Annotated in this window: 19 protein-coding genes; 9 read left to right on the top strand and 10 right to left on the bottom strand. The window is 61.2% G+C overall.

All coding sequences use genetic code 11. From position 1 onward, the window contains the following. Positions 1–867 (bottom strand): Rpn family recombination-promoting nuclease/putative transposase (locus HQL56_08310; protein ID MBF0309515.1); only part of this gene is annotated, 867 nt, incomplete at its 3' end. A 17-nt stretch (positions 868–884) separates the two neighbouring features. After that, a complete protein-coding gene (locus HQL56_08315; GenBank protein ID MBF0309516.1) occupies positions 885–1658 on the bottom strand; it encodes an SPOR domain-containing protein in 774 nt (257 codons plus the stop codon). A 128-nt stretch (positions 1659–1786) separates the two neighbouring features. Between HQL56_08315 and HQL56_08320 the strand changes: the two genes are divergently transcribed. Then, the gene (locus tag HQL56_08320) at positions 1787–2581 is read left to right on the top strand and encodes a class D beta-lactamase (GenBank protein ID MBF0309517.1); all 795 of its coding nucleotides are present in this window, start codon (positions 1787–1789) and stop codon (positions 2579–2581) included. 65 nt (positions 2582–2646) lie between these two features. On the opposite strand, the gene HQL56_08325 is transcribed toward HQL56_08320, so the two are convergent. Next, positions 2647–3453, bottom strand: coding sequence for an EF-hand domain-containing protein (locus tag HQL56_08325; protein ID MBF0309518.1), 807 nt, complete (start codon positions 3451–3453; stop codon positions 2647–2649). A 562-nt stretch (positions 3454–4015) separates the two neighbouring features. On the opposite strand from HQL56_08325, the gene HQL56_08330 reads away from it, so the two are divergent. The 7 genes from HQL56_08330 (at position 4016) to HQL56_08360 (ending at position 9424) form a co-directional block, all read left to right on the top strand. After that, entirely contained in the window at positions 4016–4705 is a 690-nt protein-coding gene (locus HQL56_08330; protein MBF0309519.1) for a response regulator transcription factor, read from the top strand. A gap of 2 nt (positions 4706–4707) precedes the next feature. Beyond that, positions 4708–6096, top strand: coding sequence for a HAMP domain-containing protein (locus HQL56_08335; GenBank protein ID MBF0309520.1), 1389 nt, complete (start codon positions 4708–4710; stop codon positions 6094–6096). 210 nt (positions 6097–6306) lie between these two features. Then, positions 6307–6690 (top strand): hypothetical protein, encoded by a 384-nt coding sequence (locus HQL56_08340; GenBank protein MBF0309521.1) that lies wholly within the window; start codon positions 6307–6309, stop codon positions 6688–6690. 60 nt (positions 6691–6750) lie between these two features. Further along, a complete protein-coding gene (locus tag HQL56_08345; GenBank protein MBF0309522.1) occupies positions 6751–7296 on the top strand; it encodes a DUF721 domain-containing protein in 546 nt (181 codons plus the stop codon). Between the two features lie 88 nt (positions 7297–7384). Continuing rightward, on the top strand, positions 7385–8383 hold the full coding sequence (locus HQL56_08350; protein MBF0309523.1) for an adenosine kinase: 999 nt from the start codon (positions 7385–7387) through the stop codon (positions 8381–8383). Between the two features lie 12 nt (positions 8384–8395). Further along, a complete protein-coding gene (locus HQL56_08355) occupies positions 8396–8764 on the top strand; it encodes a PilZ domain-containing protein (GenBank protein ID MBF0309524.1) in 369 nt (122 codons plus the stop codon). 6 nt (positions 8765–8770) lie between these two features. Continuing rightward, positions 8771–9424: a thiamine phosphate synthase gene (locus tag HQL56_08360; GenBank protein MBF0309525.1), complete on the top strand. Its 654-nt coding sequence runs from the start codon at positions 8771–8773 to the stop codon at positions 9422–9424. On the opposite strand, the gene dksA is transcribed toward HQL56_08360, so the two are convergent. The 6 genes from dksA to rsmI form a co-directional block, all read right to left on the bottom strand. Next, positions 9421–9870: an RNA polymerase-binding protein DksA gene (gene dksA / locus HQL56_08365; protein MBF0309526.1), complete on the bottom strand. Its 450-nt coding sequence runs from the start codon at positions 9868–9870 to the stop codon at positions 9421–9423. The two genes, HQL56_08360 and dksA, sit on opposite strands and share 4 nt — an antisense overlap. A 202-nt stretch (positions 9871–10072) precedes the next feature. Continuing rightward, positions 10073–14230: a DEAD/DEAH box helicase gene (locus HQL56_08370; protein ID MBF0309527.1), complete on the bottom strand. Its 4158-nt coding sequence runs from the start codon at positions 14228–14230 to the stop codon at positions 10073–10075. A 233-nt stretch (positions 14231–14463) separates the two neighbouring features. Continuing rightward, on the bottom strand, positions 14464–15837 hold the full coding sequence (locus HQL56_08375; GenBank protein ID MBF0309528.1) for an FAD-binding protein: 1374 nt from the start codon (positions 15835–15837) through the stop codon (positions 14464–14466). Between the two features lie 20 nt (positions 15838–15857). Further along, positions 15858–16481, bottom strand: coding sequence for a BON domain-containing protein (locus HQL56_08380; GenBank protein MBF0309529.1), 624 nt, complete (start codon positions 16479–16481; stop codon positions 15858–15860). 24 nt (positions 16482–16505) lie between these two features. Continuing rightward, positions 16506–16889 (bottom strand): YraN family protein, encoded by a 384-nt coding sequence (locus tag HQL56_08385; GenBank protein MBF0309530.1) that lies wholly within the window; start codon positions 16887–16889, stop codon positions 16506–16508. Continuing rightward, positions 16886–17773, bottom strand: a complete 888-nt coding sequence (rsmI, locus tag HQL56_08390; protein MBF0309531.1) for a 16S rRNA (cytidine(1402)-2'-O)-methyltransferase — start codon at positions 17771–17773, stop codon at positions 16886–16888. Before rsmI ends, HQL56_08385 begins: the two co-directional genes overlap by 4 nt. Between rsmI and HQL56_08395 the strand changes: the two genes are divergently transcribed. Then, positions 17772–19715 (top strand): penicillin-binding protein activator, encoded by a 1944-nt coding sequence (locus HQL56_08395; protein ID MBF0309532.1) that lies wholly within the window; start codon positions 17772–17774, stop codon positions 19713–19715. The two genes, rsmI and HQL56_08395, sit on opposite strands and share 2 nt — an antisense overlap. 190 nt (positions 19716–19905) lie before the next feature. Here the strand turns inward: HQL56_08395 and HQL56_08400 are convergent, their stop codons facing one another. Further along, positions 19906–21225, bottom strand: a complete 1320-nt coding sequence (locus HQL56_08400; GenBank protein ID MBF0309533.1) for an adenosylhomocysteinase — start codon at positions 21223–21225, stop codon at positions 19906–19908. Positions 21226–21549: the final 324 nt, after the last annotated feature.

Genomic DNA, 21549 nt, shown 5'->3' on the forward strand with positions numbered 1-21549 from the left:
ACGTCCCTCCTGACGTCCCTCCTGACGTCCCTCCTGACGTCCCTCCTGACGTCCCTCCTGACGTCCCATCTGCCAACCGCGCTGTTCGTAATCCCTGGCCCATTTCTCAAAATGTGTCGTCAACATGTTCACCACCTCCTCAAGCTCCTCGGGAATGGAGGCCAGGGAGTTGGAGCCCTGGAACCTCTCCAAACCGGCGGCCAGCAGTTCGCGGAACAGCCGTTTGACCGGAGGGCCGTCCGGATGTTCGGCGAACCAGGCCACCACCTGCCGACCGGTTTCCAGTATGGCTTCCGGACTGGCCGGGTGTTGCAGTCGAAAAAGCAGGGCGCTCAACTCCTGACGGCCTTGCAGGGCCTCTTCCGGAAAGCGTCCCTCGTCAATCACATAGTAGCGCGATTCCGGCTGGTATTTCCACAAGGGAGATTCCGCCGCAAGATGGATCAACTCCCCCAGGGAGGTGGCGGCATTCCAGCGGGATTCCCCGTTGAACAGAACGATCGGCAGGACGGGAGGCAGCCCGTCGCACGGTCTCAAGCGGCGTTCGTCGACCAACTGCTGATAGAGAAGCCCTGTGTAGACTTCGATGCGCAACGCCATCCACTCGTCCACCGTGGATTGGAATTCCAGAATCAGCAACACAAAGAGATTGCCGCCGCGCCGGGTGGGAATCTCCCAGATCAAATCGCCCTGACGACGTTGCCCTTTTTGGCTGGTAAACTTGGTGTTCAGCCGTTTCATGCGGGGCAGGTCGAGTTCGGCGACAAGGTCCGGAGCGAGAAAACTGCTCAGCAGATCCGCCACCATCTCCGGGTGGGAAAAGAGGCGGTGGTAGAGGGCATCGTTGCTTTGGCTCGAATCGGTCATGGCGGCTCGTCCCCTCCTCACGGCGGCCCGTAAACCACCTGCCCCTTCAGACCCTCCTGGCGGGAGAGCAGAGCGGCGGCCCGTTTGGCGGCGGACTCATCCTGGAACGGTCCGGCCAGAATCTGTACCAGGGTGCGTTCACCCTTGCGCAAGGGCTTCTTCACCACCGGGAAACCGAGATCCTCCAGGCGTTGGCTGCTGGAATGCACCTGTTCCTGGGAGGGATACTGGCCCACCTCCACGTAAAACCGGTTGGCGGAAGGTGATGCAGCCGGAGCCGGAGGGGGTTCCGTTTTAGCCGCCGCCGTCACGGTGGGGACGGGACTTTCCGGCGGGGCTATGGGTGTGGCGACTTTTTCAACGGGGCTTTCCGCCACTGCGGCTTCCGCAACGGGAGCGGAGGGGCTGGGTTCGGCGGCAGCCGACGGCAGGGCTTTGGCCGGGGAGGCCGGGGGCTTCACGCCCAGACGGCCGGGCAACGAGGGTCGACGCAACTTGGAAGCCGGGGAATTCATCTCGGGACGGGGCAACATGGCCGGAGGGGGAGCCGGGGTCTCCTTGACAGGAGGAGGCGCGGATGCTGTCGTTAAAGGAGGCAACGGTGCAACCTCCACCGCCGGAGGCCGCGCCACGGAGGGGGGCTCCTCCTTCGGAGCGACGGGTGCGCCGGTGACGGGTGCTTCCCGAGTCGACCGGGCATAATAGATGGGCAACTCCTGGATCCCCGGAGAGCAGCTCGCAAGCCCGACCAGAAACAGCGGCAGCAGCCATGGTTTGGCGCATCCGTTCATCGTTGGCCTCCCTGTCCATCGCATAGGATCACTCTCTTCCTGACGGAGAGTAGCGAAAGGGGCCGTGACAAACAAGGAGCAGGACTTGAAGAGTACGAATTGTCCCATAATGAAAGGGAGTTCCCCAAATGCAACACCGTTTATGGCTCTTTTTCCTCGGACTGTTTCTGGCCCTCTCCCCTTGTCGGGCGGAAGTGGTCCCCGAACCCGTACTGGCCGACATCCTGCGGCAGGCCGGAATGGAAGGCAGCATCGTCCTGACGGAGACCGGTTCACAAACCTTGCGGGTTTCCGATGAGGTTGCCAGCGGGAAGCGGTATTTGCCCGCTTCCACCTTCAAGGTGGTCAACGCCCTCATCGCCCTGGAAAACGGCCTGGTGCAGGAAGAGGAACGCTTTCCGTGGGATGGCGCACCCCTGCCCTTCAAAACCTGGGAAAAGGAGCTGAGTCTGCAGGAGGCCATGGCGGTCTCCTCGGTACCCGTGTTTCAGGGCATCGCCCGACGCATCGGTTTGCAACGCATGCAGGAGTGGGTCGGCAAGCTCGACTACGGCAACGGGGAGATCGGCACCGTGGTCGATCGCTTCTGGCTGGATGGTCCCCTGGTCCTCTCCGCCCAAGAGGCGGCCCGTTTCATGGCCCGCGTCGCCGAGGGACAACTGCCTTTTTCACCCGCCACCTTTGCCGCAGTGCGCCGCATCCTCCCCAAGGAAGAGATCGGGGAAGCACGTCTTTTCGGCAAAACGGGATGGGCCATGTCCGCCAAACCCATGATCGGCTGGTATGTCGGCTGGGTGGAAAACCGGGATAAAAAGGTCGCCTTTGCCGTCAATATCCGCATGAAGTCCCCGGAAGAGGCCCCCTTGCGCAAATCCCTGGCCCTGGAAGCGTTGCGTCGTCTTGGAATGGTCGAGACGAAGTAGTCCCGATCAGCAGGGGAAACGTCTCCCGGAGTTGGCAAACTCCGGGAGACGTGAAATCGTTTACATCACACCGTCTGGGAAGTCGAAGCGGAGAACAACCGGGTGGAAAAGAGCGAGCTGTTGCGGGAGGAGAGGCTGTAATTGGCCAGACCGAAGGCGCTGCTGGTTCCGGGATGACGGCCCATGGTCTGCTTGCCTTCCCCCTTTTCATGTTGCTGGCGCAAGGTGTCCAATCCGGTTTGCAGTTCGTCCTGGGTCACTTTGCCGTCGCCGTTGGCATCGATGCGACCAAACTGTTTGGATAAAGGTCCTTTCATCTCATCGGCCGCCAGCGTGCCGTCCCCGTTGGCGTCCAGGAGTTTCAGCAGATCCTGCGAAGAAGGCGCCTGCCCGGATTTTCCGGGTCCCCCCTCCTTCCGCATCGTCTTCATATCGGCTTCCAATTCCTTCTGATCGACCTTGCCGTCCCCATTGGTATCCGCCTTGGCGAAACGATCCGCCAGCGGACCCTCCGCCTCTTCGCCGGAAAGATCACCATCGCCATCCTTGTCCATTTTGGCAATCAAATCCGCAGCAGACGGCGGGGCTCCCAGGCCTTTTTGCCCCTTGATCTGGTTCTGAAAAGCTTCCATGGCCTTCTGCAATTCGGCGGAATCGAGCTTGCCGTTGCCATCCGTATCGGCACCGGAAAACATTTTGGACAGAGGGCCTTTGGCTTCGGCGGAGTTGATGGAGCCATCCCCATCCTGATCCATCTTTTTCATCATCTCGTCCGCCGAGGGGGGCTTGCCCATGCCCTTCATACCACCCATACCCCTCATGCCACCCATGTTCATCATGCCGCCCATACCACCCATCGACATCACATTCATTGTCCATTCTCCAACGGTTGAGGTTTCCGCGAACGAGCGGGAACGCGGATTCAAACAAGGCAGTCAATCGTTTCCGGAATCTGCCGGGAGGAAAGGATCGGATGGTCGTCGGGGTGGGACGATGCGGTGTTGATGGAGGTATTGCGAAGCCCGTGCCAATCAGCAACGTGCTGTAAAATCAAGGAAGTTTAGATGGCAAGTATTGAATGGGAAAAGTTTGCCCAGGCAGGAGATGCCGTGCATATGGAAAAATATTCCCCATCGATTCAGACAACAAAAAAAGGCCCGGCGTTTGACGCCGGGCCTCTGTGCAGGAAGATCCGCTTCCGCTGCAATCGCCCTTCGGAATGCGTAGCGACGCCGGATCGTCCCACCCCTGGAACATCCTGCGCCGTTCGACTCGCGTCAACGCGAGGCCCCCTTCCTTCACGGCCCAAAGAATAGAGCAGGTTTCGGTAAGGATGTGTCGAAGAAGTGTGAAGAAGTGTAAAGGCCGATTCCATTCGACCGCGTTGCCGATACAATGTTCTTCCGTCGGGTTCCTTTCCGCTGCGGAGTGGCCATGCACCGTATCTTGATAGTGGATGACGATCGCGAACTGTGTGACATGCTGGCCCTGTATCTGGTCGCCGAAGGCTTTCGCTGCGAGTGTCGTCACGATGGACTCGGCGCCCTGCACCAGGCCTTGGCCGAACAGTACGACGCCCTGATTCTGGATGTGATGATGCCGGGTCTGAACGGTTTCGACGTGGTGCGCCGTCTGCGGGAACGCAAGAAGACCCCGGTTCTGATGCTGACTGCGCGCGGCGAAGAGATGGACAGCATTCTGGGCCTGGAGATCGGGGCCGACGATTATCTGACCAAGCCGTGCAACCCGAAAGTACTGGTGGCCCGGTTGCGAGCGGTGCTGCGTCGCACCAGCACCAAGGCCCCCCGGGAAATCCTGCACATCGGCTCCGTCACCCTGCATCCCGGATCGCGTCGGGTCTGTGTCGGCGATCAACCCGTGGAGCTTACCGGAGCGGAGTTCAATCTGCTGCATCTGCTGATGCAAAATGCCGGGGAGGTGGTCGCCAAGGAGTTTCTGTGCCGCCAGGCTCTGGGGCGTCAGTTGACCAGTTATGACCGCAGTGTGGATCTTCACATCAGCAGTCTGCGACGCAAACTGGGGGAAGCTGCCGACGGAACCCCCCGGATACGGACCGTTCGTGGCAGCGGCTATCTCTTCGTGGCGCCGGTTGTCGAGGAATAATCATGCGCTTCTTTCTCAAGCTCTTTCTCACCTTCTGGGCGGCGGTGCTCTTTCTGGGTGGAGGGCTCTTCTGGGGTGGACACACCCTGCGCGATTTCCTCGATCCCCTCCTGGAACAGCATCTGCTGAAAACCATCACGGAGCGTCGCACCCTGGTCAATCTGCTCAGGGAACACGGGATCGCCACTACCCGGACCCATCTGGAAAAAAGTCCCTTTCGAGAGGAGTTGTTCGTCCTCGATGCCTCCGGGGAAGATCTATCGGGGCGCACCCCACCCGCCTATCTGAGACATGCGCCCGTTGATTCGGGGCTTCCGCTTCCGCCGCCGCCTTTTCTCAAAGGCTTCACCCTGCCGCCCAACGAACCCCCTCCCCATATGAGCCTGCCGGTCGATGATCCGGAGGGAAACCACTATCGGGTGGCCATGACCCGCATACCGCACCCCTGGTCGATGCTGTTGCGGGAGTATCCTCTGTTTCCGCTGGCCGTCTTTTTGTTCAGCGGTCTGGTGGTCTTTCTGCTGGCGCGCCATTTCACCAAGCCGTTGCAGCGTCTGCAATATACCGCTCTGCGCCTGGCGGAAGGGGATCTGACCACTCGAACCCCGGCCGGCTCACGCCTCATTCCGGACGAGCTTGACGATCTGGCTCGGGATTTCAATTTCATGGCGCAGCGTCTGGAGGAGCAGTTTCACCGTCAGAAACGCCTGCTGCGGGATGTTTCCCATGAGTTGCGTTCTCCCCTGGCCCGCATGCGGGTGGCTCTGGGTCTGGCGGAACAGGAGGGGGAGGCTCGCATCGACCATTTGCAGCGACTGGCGCTGGAACTGGAACGCCTTGACGAACTGATCGAACAGATCATCCGGGTCTCCCGCCCGGAAGAGTCCGGCCCGGTGCGAAAAGAGAGTCTGGTGGATCTGGGTGCGCTGGTCGCCTCCGTCGTGGCCGATGCCCGTTTCGAAACCGGCGGTCCGGTTGACCGTATTGCCCTGTCGGTTGAGGAAACGGCTTTTCTGTGGGCAGATGGCAAACGGCTGCACTCTGCCGTGGAAAACATCGTGCGCAACGCCCTGCGCCACTCCCCGGCAGGGGCGGAAATCGCGGTGGCGTTGTCGGTCGGGGACCGGCGGGCCCGCCTCCGGGTGACAGACGCCGGGCCAGGGGTGCCGGAAAAGGATCTGCCGCGTCTCATGGAACCGTTTTTCCGGGTGGAAGAGGACCGGGACCGGGGCAGCGGGGGTTATGGACTGGGCTTGGCCATTGCCGCCCGGGCGGTGCGGGATCATGGGGGCGAAATCACCGCCCGCAACCGACCGAAAGGTGGTCTGGAGGTTGAGATCACCCTGCCGGTGGAAACCATGCCCCCATTGGCGGATGAAGAAGACGGTTAGGCGATTGGCGACCCCAAGCCGGTACCGCACCGGTGGGTCGCCTGATGCAACACGGATCGCTTGCCGCATCCGCTCTTCCGCCATGACATCGCAGTCCATCCATCCGCAGGGTTTTGCTTCGTAGCCGTATCATCGCTTGGGAAGTGACGGAGAAACGGATAGAATGGGTGCGGTTTCACCTCCTCCTCCTTTCCTGATCGAGGCATGTCCATGTCTTCTCCCCTTCGGTTTGCCGTTCTGGGCCTGCTGCTTGGCGCCTGCGCCACGCCGGAGGCGGTTACCAACGTCGCGCTGGTCGATCCCAGTCTGAAAGCGGCGCCCAACAGCGGAGCCGTTCTGTTGCTCTCCGCCCCGCCCGGCCAGCCTTATCGGGAGATCGCCCGACTGGAGACCATCGGCAACGAACAGGTCAGCTCCGAAGTCTTCCTGATGGAAAAAATGCGCACCAAAGCGGCCCAGATCGGCGCGGACGCCATCATCACCTCTCCTGAAACCACCAAGGAGATCACCAACGAGTTCAACGGCTTCGTGCGCAAGTTGCGGGTTCTCAAGGGTGTGGCCATCACGTTTGACCGGCCCCATGCCGGCAAATAGGCTCTTCCCGGAAGACCGGGGGGATGCGGCGGTGAACGCTCGTCGCCTCGGGTTTCATCCATGAGACGGGAGCGTTTTTATCCCGCCGATCCGGAACGCGACGGCAGGGCCTCCTCCCTGACGCCCGTCGGGGCGACGGTGCGCCGTCTGGTGGAACCGCTGTTGAACCACCCCCAATCCCGGGCGCAGTTGTTGTGGCGGGACTGGCGACGCTGTGTCGGCTCCCGCGTCGCCTCCCATACCGAACCCGTGCGTCTGGACCGTCATGCCCTGACCGTTCGGGTCGATTCCCCCGCCTGGATGAATCAGCTCACCTTTCTGAAAGGAGAGATTCTGCAAGCCTTGCAAGTGCATCTGCCGGCGCTCGATATCCGGGAGCTGCGTTTTCAGCAAGGCTCCCTGCAGTTCGCCCAGCCCGAAACCACCCCTGTCAGTCGACCCCTGCCCCCGCCCACCCCGGAAGAACAGGCCCAGGCGGAAGAGATTCTGTCCGGAGTCAGCAATCCCGAACTGCACGCCACCTTGAAGCGGCTGATCTGCAAACACCTGGCCCGCAAACGCGACGAATCTCTGATCACCCCTTCACCCACCGGTAAACCCGGCTGAAACGAAGCAATCGGATGACAAGGAACCTCTCCTCCTCTATCCTGGGGAGAGTGCCGTTCGATCAGCTCTTTTTCAGGATATTTTGCCCATGAAATCCTTCGACGTATTTGGCATCGGACATGCCCTGGTGGATGCCGAAGCCCGGGTGGACGATGCCTTTCTCGCCGCCATGGGGTTGGAAAAGGGCTCCATGACTCTGGTGGACGAATCGCGCCTGGCCGCGCTGAAATCCGCCCTGGGAAACACCCCGCTCAGCCGTTCCTGCGGCGGTTCCGCAGCCAACACGGTCATTGCCGTGGCCCAATTCGGCGGCAAGGCCTTTCAGGCCTTTCAGGTGGCCGATGACGAACCGGGCCACTTCTTCCTGGAGGACATGGCGTCAAACGAGGTGACCACCCGACTCTCCCGACTGCCGGAGGGAACCACCGGTCAATGCCTGGTGCTGATCACCCCGGATGCGGAACGCACCATGTGTACCTGTCTGGGCATCTCGGTCCAAATCGACATGACTCAGATTGCCCTTGAGGATCTGGCAGGCTCCGGGTATAGCTACGTGGAAGGCTATCTGGTCTCTTCTCCCGGGGGACGGCAGGCGGCGGTGGATCTCACCCGCATGGCCCGCGGGCAAGGGGTGGCCACGGCGCTGACCTTCTCCGATTTCAACATGATCAAATTCTTCCGGGAGGGTTTCGAGGAGATACTGGCCCAGGGCATCGACCTGCTCTTCTGCAACGAGCAGGAGGCGCTGATGTTTGCCGGAAGCGACGATCTCCTCCAGGCGCTGGCGGCATTGCGGCAACGGGTGGGCGCCTTCGCCGTCACCCTGGGTGGCCGCGGGGCTCTGCTGTGGGATGGCGCCCAAACCCTGGAAATCCCGGGGGTGGCCGTGGTGCCCGTCAATACCAACGGAGCGGGGGATCTCTTCGCCGGAGCCTTTCTCTATGGCATCAGCCACGGTTTTTCATACGAGCGGGCCGGGCGACTCGCCTGTCAGGCGGCTTCGGTTCTGGTCACCCAACCCGGAGCCCGCCTGCTGCGCAATCGGGCTGAAGAGATTTTGGGGAACCTGCAGGAGTGGGCTGTCTAAAGGAGTCATGGCATGGAAAGCGACATCAAAAGCGGAAAAGAACGCCGCCATTTCACCCGGGTTCATTTTCAGCACGATATCACCCTGAACACCCCGGAGGGGAAAAGCTATTCCGGGGCCTTCAGCGACATCAGCCTCAAGGGCATGCTCTTTTTCAGCGAGCCGCTGCCGCCGAAGGGCACCCTGTTGCGCGGCGTCTTCCCCCTGGGGGAAGAGCAGATGGTCTTGCAGGGCTGGGTGATCAACGCCCATCCCGAACGGGGCGCCGCCATTCTGTTCGTCGATCTGGATCTGGAGAGTTTCAGCCATCTGCGCCGCCTGGTGGGACTCAACATGGGCGATGCGGAAACCATCGATCGGGAGTTCTTCGATTCGCTGTAGGCCGTCATGATCCCTATCGGTGGCATCTACCCCATCCTCGATCAGACCTGGCTGGAGGCCATTCGTCCGGATGAAGAGGCGTTGGCCCGCCTGCTGGGAGTCTGCGCTCCGTTCCAGGTGCAGTTGCGCTGCAAGGGATCCCCGCTACGGTGTCGCGCCTTTACCGAAACCTGGGTTTCCCTGCTGCGGCGGCACGCCTCGGATACACGGATTCTGATCAACGACCATCCGGAACTGGTGCGGCTTTGCAGGGCCGACGGGATTCATGTGGGACAGAACGACCGCTCCGTGGCGGAGTGTCGACGGGAATTGGGGCAGGAGGCGTTGATCGGACTTTCCACCCACACCCTCGACGAAGTGCGGTGGGCCAACGGGGAAGCGGCGGATTACATCGGGTTCGGACCGGTTTTCGGCACCACCACCAAAGCAGATGCGCTGCAACCCCGGGGCGTGGCTCTTCTGGCCCGGGCATGCGTCCTCTCCACCTGGCCGGTCATCGCCATCGGCGGCATCGGGGTGGAGGAGCTGCCCGCCATCGTCGGTTCGAAGGCCGCAGGCGCGGCCATGATCAGCGGGCTGTTTCCCGCCGGTTCCCCCCCCCGGCTGACCGAGGCCATGGCCTGCTGGTCAGCCGGGCGGGGTCGACCGGTTCGGGATTAAAACTCCCCCGTCTCTTCCTCGACGGGACGGCGCATCTTTTCCATGCGCTCTTCCTTGGTCTTGCAATCGATACAAAGATCGGTCACGGGCCTGGCTTCGAGGCGGCGCAATCCGATTTCGACGCCGCAACTGTCGCAGTAGCCGTATTCATCCTGTTCGATCTTTTCCAGGGTGCGATCGATCTTGCCGATGAGTTTGCGTTCCCGATCCCGGGTGCGCAGTTCGAAGTTGCGATCCGCCTCCAGGGTGGCCCGGTCCGTGGGGTCGGCGAAGATGGCCTTCTCCTCGTGCATGACGGAAACCGTTTTTTCGGCCTCTTCCATGAGCTGCTTCTTCCACTGCAACAGAAGCTTGCGGAAGTAGGCCCGCTGCTTGGGGGTCATGTAAGGATCGTCCGGGTTTGGCCGATAGTCGTCTGGAAGGACGATGTCCGCAATTCTGCTCATGGAACGTCTCCATCCCGGTGGAATTCGGGGTGTGCAATGTCCTCCCCGGAGAAACAGCCCCCGAGGGCGCTGGAACCCTCCCAGCTAAATTTGCTTATGCTAGAGAAACCAGACTTGAAAGTCAAAAGGTTGCTCGACTCAACCCGGTCCAATCACGGGGAAATGTGTTGTCGGAGAGGGACAACTCTCTCCGAAAGATCGTTCAGCCGCGAATCAAGGCCAGGAGATCCTCTTCCGTCAGCCGCACCGCCGTATCGGAACCTTCCAGCAGGGAGTCGGCCAGATCCCGTTTCTCCCGGTGCATCTGCAGAATTTTTTCCTCGATGCTCTCCCGCACGATCAACCGATAGACGGTGACGGGTCTCTCCTGGCCGATACGATGGGCCCGGTCCGACGCCTGATCCTCCACGGCGGGATTCCACCAGGGATCGAGATGGATCACATAATCGGCGGCGGTCAGATTGAGACCCAGGCCTCCGGCCTTGAGGCTGATCAGAAACAGATCCCCTTCCCCGGCCTGAAAGGCATCGACCCGCTTCTCCCGCTCCCGAACCGGAGTGGAGCCATCCAGGTATTGATAGCGCACCCCCCGCTCGTTCAAAGCGGTGCGAACCTTCTCCAACTGACCTACGAACTGGCTGAAAACCAGCGCCTTGTGGCGATTGCGAATCAGCTCTTCCGCCAGCTCCAGGAAAAGGGCGAGCTTGGCCCCCGGCAGCGGGGTTTCGGGATCGACCAGTCCGGGATGGCAGCAGGCGCGGCGCAGACGGGTGATCTCCGTCAGAATGCGGAAGCGCCGTTGTCCGGGGTCGACCTCGTTCAGGCTTTCCAGGGCCTCCAGGGCCTGGCGGCGCAAGGCCTCCTGGAAGGCGCGTTCCTCTTCCGGCAGCTCCACCTCCAGGGTGACATCGGTACGGGGCGGCAGTTCGGCGAGGACCATGCTTTTGGTGCGTCGCAGGATGAAGGGACGCACCATGGCCCGCAAAGCCTGCAGGGCGGCGGGATGACGCCCTTTTTCGATGGGCGCGGCGAAACGTCTCTGAAAACTCTCCCGTGAGCCCAGCAGACCCGGATTGATCACATTGAACAGGCTCCACAACTCATCGAGATAGTTTTCGATGGGGGTTCCCGAGAGAGCCAGACGAAAGGCGGCCCGCAGTTTCCGGCTGGCCTGGGCGCGACGGGTTTCGGCGTTCTTGATGGCCTGGGCCTCGTCCAGAACCAGCATGCGCCAGGTCACCTTGGCGAGGCGCTCCTCTTCCACGGCCAGCAGCCCGTAGCTGGTCACCAGCACGGTCATGGCGCCCATCGACTCCAGCAGTCCGGCCCGTTCCGACACGGTGCTGCCCGCCAGATTGACCACCTTCAGACTCGGGGCGAAACGGCTCAACTCGCGTTCCCAGTTGTGACACACCGAGGTGGGGGCCGTCACCAGGCAGGGACCGTGAGGCGCCTGTTCCAACATCACGGCGATGGCCTGCACCGTCTTGCCCAAACCCATATCGTCCGCCAGACAGGCCCCTGCGCCCCAGAAAGCCAACCGGGACATCCAGACGAAACCCTCCATCTGATAATCCCGCAACTCCGCCTGCAGGGTGGTGGGCAATTCGGGTTGATGGGCCCCGGCCTGGCGCAGGCGTTGCTGCAGCGCCTTCCAGGCCCGGTCCGACTTGACCTCCCCCGCCTCCTCCATCAGCTCCTGAAGGGCCATCGAGCCCAGGGGAGCCAGTCGCCGCCCCTCTTTCTCCGCCTCCGTCACCGCTTTCAGCCGCTCCAACTGGTGGCGGAAATGGTTGGTCAGCGTCATGAAACGGCCATCGTCCAGGGGAACGAAACGCCCCTCGGCCCGCTCGAAACGTTCCAGCAACTCCCTCATGAGCAGAACCTGACCCTCATCCACCCGGATTTCGCCATCGATGTGGAACCAGTCGCGGCTCTGTTTGAGGTGGAGAGCGAGCTGTTTGCCTCCAAGCGACGGGGTGACGCGCAGCGGTTTGCCCTCCGGCCACTCCACCCGCACGGGCAGGGTAGATTCCTGAAAGGCCAGCAGCAGCTCCAGGCTGGCCTCCAGCGTATCGGTGACTGCTTCGAAACCGCCGTCGAGCAGGCCTTGCAACCCCGGCAGCGCCTCCACCAGGGCGGCCACATTGTTTTGTTCCTCCTTCAGGTTGCGCCGGATCCGCCGATGCCGCCCGTTTTCCTGCATCAGCACCGTGGCCGCCCCTTTGCCCGGAATAAAGGCGTGACCGCCCTCTCCGCCGGGACGCACCTGCAACGCCACCTGCAAACCCGTCTCCCGTGGGCGCAATTGCACGATCGGCGTGGCATCCCCATCCACGGCATCGATCTCGACATCCACCGTTTCGGCACGCACCGGCAGCGCCAGTCCCTGCTCCTGGAACAGGTCCATGAGGCGATCCTTGAGCGCTTTCGGCACCTCCAGCCCATGGTTTCCCAAAATCGCCTTCAAACCGACCAGCGGCGCAGTGAACTCGATGAGGCGGAAACGACCGGGACTCTCCTCCTCAATAAATACTTTGGGTATTTCAGCTACATGGGAGAGGCCGATACGATAGCCTCTGGGCGTATCATTCACCACCAGCTCCACCGGATAACGCACCAGCTCGACCTTCCGGTCGCGATTGCGGGCGTCGAAGAGTACCGGATGGCCCACCAGGGCCAGCAGGGCCTTGTCGTGGTCGAAGTCATACTCGACGCCGCTGTTCCAGGAGAGGTTCTCCATGCGCAACGTCCTCACCACCGCCAGATCCTCGGAAGTCAGGTAGTCGAGCCGCTCATCCCGTTGAAAGAGACGCTTCAAGGCGACGGCGCGACCCTCGCTCCAGCCGCCGCGCTGGCGGAAGCTCTGTTCCATCACCGTCACCCGACCCTCGTTGGGGTCAACGAACCAGGCCAGCCGTTTGGTGGTGTTCCGGGTCACCGGTGGCACGGCCTCGGTTCTGCCGGAGCGCAAAAAGGTGGCAAGGCCTTCAAAGGCCCGTTCCCAGGGCTCCTGCATGTGGACGAGGGTGGTGAAGTCGAACCAGGGAGACTCGGGAACGGGAATGCCGTCGAGGCGGGCCAGGATGCAACCGTGCAGGTGGGCCAACAGAGGCAGAACACCCTGAAGGGCTTTTTGCCGACGCTGGTTGTCCTCCCGGTGCTTTGCGGCCAGAGCCGGATCCAGAAAATACTCCGCAAGACAGACACATGCGGCGGAAAAGGGTTCCACGGGCATGGTCAGCCGAAGTTGCTGCAACACGGAACGGGCCTTGCTCTCCTGGCCCTGGATCAGCCAGAGCAGGGCCTGCAGCGCCTGAAATCCCGAGCGAAAATATGCTGTATCGCCTATTCCGGCTAAGAGACCCTCCTGGATCTGCTCATGGAGGGTGGCATCGTTACTGCCGAACATCGCCATCAGATGGCACAGCCCCCAGATATCACCCGGAAAATAGCGACGGCGACGGGTCTCGGAACGGCTCTTCTTCAACGCCATCCGGAAATGGCCGACGGCTCCCGCCATATCCCCCCGTAACAGGGCCAACCCCCCCCGAATGCAGATCCGCATGCCTTCCTGAGATTCGTTGAGGCGTTCAAGCTGGCGCTGCAGCCCCTCCAGGTTGCCGGCAATAAGCTCCAGGCCGGAAAAGTGGGCCACCACCTCCGGGGAGGTCGATTGCGCCAACCGCTCCCGGAAACAAGAAGCTAAAGATGGGTAATCGAGCGGTCTCTTTCCATAACTTAAATAATAATTAATCTTATAGCCCAGCAGATCGTCGCGTATCGCCGCCTCGCGGCTGTCGAACCAGGCGGCGTCAAGGTTGACCGAAAGAAAGTGGTCTGCCAGGAAATGGTCCAGGTGGGACAGATATCGGTAAGCTTTTTCATATCGGTCCCGCAACAGGGTATAGGTCACCTCATCGTTGACATACACCGCAAGCCGCAGGCGGCGCAACGTGCTGCTGTTACTCATGATGTCATCCCGATAACCGTGGCTGCCAGTCATCGGAAAGGTCTTGATCACGGCTTGATAGTAAATATCCGCCCGGGACGATTTCAGGATTTCCAGGGTGGCCAGATGCAGCACCACCTTGTTGGAACAGGCCAGTCTGTTATCCAGCAAGGCCGCTTCGCGCAGATCCGTCAGGATGGAAGAGAGCAGGGGTGAGGACCAGCTCTTGCCCGTCGAGGAGTCGGTTCCCGTGGCCAGCATGAGGCGCAGAAAGTCGTCCCGGCTGCCCGCATGGAGAGGACCGACCAAAGCCTTCATGCCCAGAACCATAGAGGCATCCGGGGAGAGGGTGCGAATCCTGGTCAGCAAGGCCTCCTGGGGGGCAGGGTCAACGGGAATGACAATCATCCGGGTCTCCGTTCCGGGCGGGGGATATATTAGTATATCCTTTGACTTTCAATATGTTATCTTTTAAGTATCAAAAAAAGAAAATGTTCTATCTTTTGACGTTTATTCTTTAATCATTCGGACTTATAGACAATTTTAACCATATTTTTCTTTTACTAAAAAGAAAAAGTCAAAGAATAGAACATTTTCTTTTTTTGATATTTAAAAGATAACATATTGAAAGTCAAAAGATTTCAAGGAAAGATCTTTCCCGGATTGAGAATATTCTCCGGATCGAAAAAGGCCTTGAGCTGACGTTGCAGCTCCAAAGTGACCGCATCGATCTCCAGAGGCACGAAGGCGCGTTTCTGCATACCCACCCCGTGTTCCCCGGAGAGGGAACCCCCAAGAGCGATCACCTGGCGGAAGAGCTGCTCCAGAAGGGCTTCCGCCCGGCTCATCAGGCTCGCATCCTTCGGATCGATCAAAAAATTGACATGAATGTTGCCGTTGCCGGCGTGGCCGAAGTTGCAGATGGGGATACCGCTCCGACGTGACAGCTCTTCCAGAAAGGTGATCAGCTCCGCCAGCCGGGAGACGGGTACCACCACATCCTCGTTGATGCGACGCGGGGCCAGCTTCTTCAGGGTGGGAGAGAGGGCGTAACGCGCCGCCCAAACCTGGGCCGCCTCCGCCGCCGAGGCCGATCGCGCCACCTCCAGGGGTTGAAACGGCGCCAGACGCTCTTCCATCTCCGTCAGGAGCAGCGGTATTTCGCGTGCTGTGCCCGTCACCTCCAGCAGCAGCATGGCCCCTGCCCGCTCCGGCAGAACCACCTCGGCATGGGTGCGCAGCAGTTGCAACGAGGAGCCGTCCAGGAATTCGATGGCCGAGGGGGGCTCGCCCCGATCCATCAGACCGGCCACCGCCGCTGCGCAGAGGGCCACATCTTCAAAAACGGCCCGCAGCAATCCTCTGGCTTCGGGAAGAGGCGACAGCTTCAGGGTGGCCCCGGTCACCACCGCCAGGGTTCCTTCCGAGCCCACCAGCAGCCGGGTCAGATCGTAGCCCACCACGCTCTTGGTGGTGCGGCTGCCGCTGTGAATCACCCGGCCATCCGGCAGAACCGCCTCCAGACCCAACACCCAGTCACGGGTCACCCCGTGCCGGATGGCTCCGGGACCTGCGGCGCACATGGCGATGTTGCCCCCGATGCTGCAACTGCGCGACGAGGAGGGATCCGGGGGCCAGCACAGCTTCAGGGGACGCAGGCGCTCCTGCAGATCACCGTTGATCACCCCCGGTTCCACCACCGCCAGACGATCCGCCGCATTGATCTCCAGGATGCGGTTCATGCGCTGCAGCGAAAGGACCACCCCCCCCGCTTCCGCCAGGGCGCCGCCCACGTTGCCGGTGCCCGCTCCCCGGGGAATCACCGGTACCCGATGTCGCCGACACAAGGCCAACACCGCGCGAACCTCTTCCCGGCTCTCCGCCAGCACCACCGCATGGGGCAAGCGGGGCAGGCCGGTATTGTCCCAGGCGTAGGCCTGCAGAGCCACGCTTTCCGCCAGCAGGCGGGTTTCGCCCACCGCCTGACGGAGAGCGTTCAGAAACCCTTCCGGCAGGGGGCTATGCCCCGTTTCGCTCAAGGCTCGATCTTGAGGGGTTGGGGAGCCTTCCGTTCCACCGGATAGGTGTTCTCCTTCACCTCGATGTAAGAGACCACCTCTCTCACCCCATCGACCGAACCGGCCACCTTGATGGCCTGATCCCGTTCCCCCACGGTATGGGCCATGCCGGTCAGGTAGACCACCGACTTGGTGGTTTCCACATGAATGTCGAGGCCTCGCACCTTTTCATCCGCCAGGATCTTCATCTTCACGGCGTTGCCGATCAGGGAGTCCTTGGCGATCTCTTCCGCCGACTGGGGTTGCACCTTCAACTCCGAAGCCACGCGCAACACGCCACGGGTCTCCTTGGCGATACGAACGGCTTCGCTGATCTCCTTTTCCGATTCCGCCGAACCGGTCAGCAGCACATCCCCGCGATAGACCGAGACGTTGACGTGGCCCAGCTTGACGATATTGCTCTGCATGTAAGCCGAGCGGATCTTCACCGCTACGTAGTGGTCCTCGAAATACTCCTGGGGACCCCGCCGTTCTCCCAACGCGCTGGTGGTCACCAATCCCGTACCCACAAGCGCCACCGGCACACAGCCCGAAGCGCCCAGCATCACCCATCCCATCACCAACCATCCGATCCTGTTCATTGGCAAAGTCCCTTTTTGGCCAGTCTACCACCCGGGGCGAAAGGCATCGGCGATCACCTCCACCCGCCAGAACAAACCTTCCCGATACACCACGACCACATCGAAGCGGCACGCGCTCTCCCGAAAGGCGGGATGCCGTTGCAGATACTCCTCCGCAAGTCGGGCCAGACGAAGCTGCTTGCGCTCGTCCACCGCTTCCGCCGCCGTACCGCAACCCCGGTGCCGACGGGTTTTCACCTCGCAAAATACCAGAATCTCCCCCTGAACCGCCACCAGATCGATCTCACCCGTGGGCAGGCGCACGTTGCGACCCAGCAGGCGGTAGCCGTGCAGGCGCAGATACCAACCCGCCAGATTCTCCCCCAGGCGACCCAGACGCAGATGCTGACCGCCTTCCGTCCCGGTCATGAATCGGGATTCTCCCCCTGTCGCCGCAGGTCCAGAGCCAGACGGTAGACATCGCCACGGGGCAGACCCGTCTCCCGCGCCACGGCCGAGGCCGCCTCCCGCACCCGCAGGCCCTGGTCGAACAACGTCTTCAAGCGCACCTCCACCGCAGGGGCCTCCACCTCCGGTCGTTCCCCCCGGCTGGCCCCGGCCACCATCACCGTCACTTCTCCACGGGGCGTCCAGCCGGCGAACTGCCGGACCAACGCAGCCGCATCTCCCCGATACCAGCTTTCATGGCGTTTGCTCAACTCCCGGCTTATCACCACCAGCCGCCCCGGCGGCAAAACCCGTTCAAGATCCTTCAAGGTCTCTTCCAACCGTTTGGGCGATTCGTAAAAAGCCACGGTACGATCTTCCCCGGCGATCTCCGCCAGGCGCCGGGCCCGATCCCGACCCTTGCGGGGCAGAAAACCCTCGAAGACGAAGCGTTGCGCCGCAAAGCCCGAGGCCGACAAGGCGGTGGTCACGGCGCAGGCCCCCGGCAGAGCCCTTACCGTGATACCCCGTTGCAGCACCGCTTCCAACAGGGGCGAACCGGGATCGCTGATGCCCGGTGTGCCCGCATCGCTGACCAGCGCCATGGAGGCCCCCCCTTCCAGGCGAGCCAACACTTCCGGCAGCCGCTCCGCCAGATTATGCTCGTTCAGACTGGTCAAAGGGGTTGCAATCCCGAAATGGTGGCATAGAATGAGGGTATGTCGGGTATCTTCCGCCAGGATTCGGTCCACCTCCTTCAACACCCGGATGGCGCGCAACGTCATGTCTTCCAGGTTGCCGATGGGGGTCGGAACCACATACAGCGTTCCCGAAACCCCCTGCTCAGCATCCCGGATCCCGTCCATGTCTTCTTCCCGATCGCTTGCGATACTGGCCACGGCGCTTCTGCTCCTGCAATCCTGTGCCACGGACCGCCCCTCCCCCGCAGCCTCCGCTTCCAAGGCGGAAGCCCCTGCGGTCCCCGCCCCGAAGGATGGCGCTCCGGGGCGTAAAGCCACCCAGAAATCCTTTGACGACACCAAACCGGCGAAGTCGTCCGCTTCATCCCAGACGGCCAAAACCCCGCCGCCCGCCGCCAAACCGGTTCCACCCCCGGTGTTGATCAAACCACCCCGGGTCACCGCCCAGGATCTGCCCGCCGGACCCGGCGCGGCGTTGGAACGACCCGTTACGCCCGAACCCGGCGCAGGGCAAGAGATGCCCGTTCCGGCCTCCCCACCCCCGGCGATGCCGCAGGCCGCGCCGGTCGCGCCGCCTCCTCTGCAACCCGGCGCCGTTCCCGATGCCCAGGCCTGGCAGTCCGTTCTCGCCGGATATTTCGATCCCGGCACCGCTCAAACGGCGCTGCCAACCCCCGGCAGTCTGGAACGCCTGGCTTTTCAGCCTCAACACCGCCTGATTCTGACGGAGGTCTTATCCTCCCTCTCCCAGGAAGAGCTGCAAAGCCTGTCGAAACCGGGACGCAACACCTCTCTGACGCCCTGGCTGCATGTGGAGTTGGGAGACCGTCTGGCGGAAGCCGGTCAGGAAGAGCAGGCCCGCGCCTATTGGTCCAAAGCCGTCAGTGCCGGTGAAGGCAGCGACCCCAACGCATCCATCGGCCTGGCCGCCGGGGAGGCCAATCAGCGGTTGCAGGCCGCCAGCCTCGTTCCCGCTCTCAAGGTGGGGTTGTTGGTGCCGACGGGCGGTTCCTACGCCACCATGGGACGTCAATTGATTCTGGCGGCCCAACAGGCCGTTTCCGACTATCGGGACGTGCCCATCGCCGTAACCATCGCCGATTCCGGCACCGATGCCGAAAGCGCCGCGCGTGAAACCCGTCAGCTTCTCGAACAGGGTGTGGAACTGATCGTCGGTCCGGTATTGCAGGCTTCCGCTCAGGGGGCCGTTCCCGTAGCCCTGGCTGCCGGCAAACCGATCATGGTTCTCAACCCGCGCGCCGAGCTGCTCAATCTCGAATCCCGGGTCAACCAGCGCAACATCTTCCTGCACGCCTTTCAGCCCGGATTGCAGGCCCAGTTCCTGGCCCGGCACGCGGTACGGGATCGTGGTTTGCGTTACGCCGCCATTCTGGCTCCCGACTCCGACTACGGCCACCTGACTTCCAAGGCCTTTGCCCAGGAGATGGAAAGCCGGGGAGGCAAGGTGGTGCATACCCTCTTTTTCCCGCCCGAGGCCACGGACATGACCCCCTGGCTCAAGGAGCTGGCCAATCTGGGACAGAAGAACGCTGCCCAGCGTCTGCAGGCCGCCTCCGCCCGGCCCGGTCTCGACCCCTCCGATCCACCCCGGCCCCGCAATCCCGGAGAGTTGGGCCCGAAGGTCGATTTCGACCTGCTCTTCCTGCCCATGCCTGCGGAGACCGCTCGCCTCGTGGTGCCTCAGGCGGCGCTGTTCCATTTGCGGCATCCTCAGGTGCAGTTCCTGGGAACCTCTCTGTGGAACCGTCCGGCATTGCTCTCTCAGGGCAGCGAGTTCTTCGAAGGGGCTCTCTTCTGCGACAACCCCGTCGACCCCGTGTTCAAAACCCGTTATTCGGCCAACTGGAAGGAGGAAGCACCCGCTTTGGCGCAATTGACCTATGACAGTTTTGCGGTTCTGGGTCAACTGTTGCGGGCGCAGCGCCTGGGTGGGCCTGCCTGGAGGGAGGAGCTGATGCGTCCCGCAGGATTTCGCGGCTCCAGTGGACGGGTGCGCTTTCTGGCCGACGGCACCAGTCAGCATCGTTATCAACTGTTGCAGGTGAATGGCGGGGTCATCCAGCCGCTGGTACCGACACGTCAATAATCCTTTGACGTTTAATATGTTATCTTTTAAGTATCAAAAAAAGGAAATGTTCTGTCCTTTGACTTTTTTGTTATCTTTTTATGCTTTTAAAATCAAAAGATAGAACATTTCCTTTTTTTGATACTTAAAAGATAAAATATTGAAAGGCACTATTCGGGGGGGGAGTACTCCCCCCCCCGGAATCGTACTTTTAATACCGATAGGTTTCCGGCTTGTAAGGACCGTTGACCCCCACGCCGATATATTCGGCCTGTTTCTCGCTCAACCGCGTCAGTCTGGCCCCCAGCTTCTTCAGGTGCAAGGTCGCCACCTTTTCGTCGAGATGCTTGGGCAGAACGTAGACCCCCACCGGATACTTGCCCGGATTGTTCCACAGCTCGATCTGCGCCATCACCTGATTGGTGAAGGAGTTGGACATGACGAAGCTGGCATGACCCGTGGCACATCCCAGATTGACCAGACGCCCCTCCGCCAGCACGATGATGCGCTTGCCGTCGGGGAAGATGACGTGGTCCACCTGGGGCTTGATGTTCTCCCAGGGCAGGTTGCGGATGCCGGCGATATCGATTTCCGAATCGAAGTGGCCGATGTTGCAGACGATGGACTGATCCTTCATGCGCTCCATGTGGGCGCGGGTGATCACGTCGACGTTGCCGGTGGCGGTGACGAAGATATCCGCCTGGGAGGCGGCATCGTCCATGGTCACCACACGATAGCCTTCCATGGCGGCCTGCAGGGCGCAGATGGGGTCGATCTCGGTGATCCAGACGCTGGCGCCCATGCCGCGGAAAGCCTGGGCGCATCCCTTGCCCACGTCTCCGTAGCCGCAGACCACGCAGATTTTCCCGGCGATCATCACGTCGGTGGCCCGCTTGATACCGTCGATCAGGGATTCCCGACAGCCATAGAGGTTGTCGAACTTCGATTTGGTGACCGAGTCGTTGACGTTGAAGGCCGGCACCTTCAGTTCACCGCGACGGAACATCTCGCCCAGACGATGCACGCCGGTGGTGGTCTCTTCCGAGATGCCGCGAATCTCCTTGAGATGCTCGGCGTAGCGGGGTTCGTGCATCACCAGGGTCAAATCGCCCCCGTCGTCGAGGATCATGTTGGGACGCCAGCCGTTGGGGCCGTCGATGGTTTTCTCGATGCACCACCAGAACTCTTTTTCGGTTTCGCCCTTCCAGGCGAAGACCGGGATGCCGCGGGCCGCCACGGCGGAGGCGGCGTGATCCTGGGTGGAGAAGATGTTGCAGGAGGACCAGCGCACTTCCGCGCCCAGGTCGACCAGGGTCTCCATCAGCACCGCCGTTTGGATGGTCATGTGCAGACAGCCGGCGATGCGGGCTCCGGCGAGGGGTTTTTTGCCCCGATACTCTTCGCGTATGGCCATCAGGCCCGGCATTTCGGTTTCGGCGATGTTGATCTCTTTGCGACCCCATTCCGCCAAACCGATGTCGGCGACCTTGTAATCTTCCATAACCTGCTCCTTCGTGAAATCCGTTGACATATGAGGGAATTGCAAAACTCCCGCTACCAAGCGGGAATATGTTTTGACTTTCAATAAATTATCTTTTAAGTATCAAAAAAAGGAAATGTTCTGTCCTTTGACTTTTCATTTATCATTCATTTAGATCGTTCCGAACAATTGCTTCGCCGTTTCGCAATTGGCTCATAGCGCGGCATAGCCGCAACCAAACTGCAATGCAACCGATTGATGATGCGACACTTTGGAGCCAATTGCAAAATTGCGTAGCGACGGGTCTGGACGACCTAAATATATTACAACTGAAAATTCAAAGGACAGAACATTTCCTTTTTTTGATACTTAAAA

Source organism: Magnetococcales bacterium (assembly GCA_015231925.1).
In the GTDB taxonomy this organism is placed as follows: domain Bacteria; phylum Pseudomonadota; class Magnetococcia; order Magnetococcales; family JADGAQ01; genus JADGAQ01.

Bases quoted from the DNA above. Each gene is read 5' to 3' on its own strand.
- HQL56_08315 (MBF0309516.1), bottom strand. From the start codon at position 1,658: ATGAACGGATGCGCCAAACCATGGCTGCTGCCGCTGTTTCTGGTCGGG.
- HQL56_08320 (MBF0309517.1), top strand. From the start codon at position 1,787: ATGCAACACCGTTTATGGCTCTTTTTCCTCGGACTGTTTCTGGCCCTC.
- HQL56_08325 (MBF0309518.1), bottom strand. From the start codon at position 3,453: ATGAATGTGATGTCGATGGGTGGTATGGGCGGCATGATGAACATGGGT.
- HQL56_08330 (MBF0309519.1), top strand. From the start codon at position 4,016: ATGCACCGTATCTTGATAGTGGATGACGATCGCGAACTGTGTGACATG.
- HQL56_08335 (MBF0309520.1), top strand. From the start codon at position 4,708: ATGCGCTTCTTTCTCAAGCTCTTTCTCACCTTCTGGGCGGCGGTGCTC.
- HQL56_08340 (MBF0309521.1), top strand. From the start codon at position 6,307: ATGTCTTCTCCCCTTCGGTTTGCCGTTCTGGGCCTGCTGCTTGGCGCC.
- HQL56_08345 (MBF0309522.1), top strand. From the start codon at position 6,751: ATGAGACGGGAGCGTTTTTATCCCGCCGATCCGGAACGCGACGGCAGG.
- HQL56_08350 (MBF0309523.1), top strand. From the start codon at position 7,385: ATGAAATCCTTCGACGTATTTGGCATCGGACATGCCCTGGTGGATGCC.
- HQL56_08355 (MBF0309524.1), top strand. From the start codon at position 8,396: ATGGAAAGCGACATCAAAAGCGGAAAAGAACGCCGCCATTTCACCCGG.
- HQL56_08360 (MBF0309525.1), top strand. From the start codon at position 8,771: ATGATCCCTATCGGTGGCATCTACCCCATCCTCGATCAGACCTGGCTG.
- dksA (MBF0309526.1), bottom strand. From the start codon at position 9,870: ATGAGCAGAATTGCGGACATCGTCCTTCCAGACGACTATCGGCCAAAC.
- HQL56_08370 (MBF0309527.1), bottom strand. From the start codon at position 14,230: ATGATTGTCATTCCCGTTGACCCTGCCCCCCAGGAGGCCTTGCTGACC.
- HQL56_08380 (MBF0309529.1), bottom strand. From the start codon at position 16,481: ATGAACAGGATCGGATGGTTGGTGATGGGATGGGTGATGCTGGGCGCT.
- HQL56_08385 (MBF0309530.1), bottom strand. From the start codon at position 16,889: ATGACCGGGACGGAAGGCGGTCAGCATCTGCGTCTGGGTCGCCTGGGG.
- HQL56_08395 (MBF0309532.1), top strand. From the start codon at position 17,772: ATGTCTTCTTCCCGATCGCTTGCGATACTGGCCACGGCGCTTCTGCTC.
- rsmI (MBF0309531.1), bottom strand. From the start codon at position 17,773: ATGGACGGGATCCGGGATGCTGAGCAGGGGGTTTCGGGAACGCTGTAT.
- HQL56_08400 (MBF0309533.1), bottom strand. From the start codon at position 21,225: ATGTCAACGGATTTCACGAAGGAGCAGGTTATGGAAGATTACAAGGTC.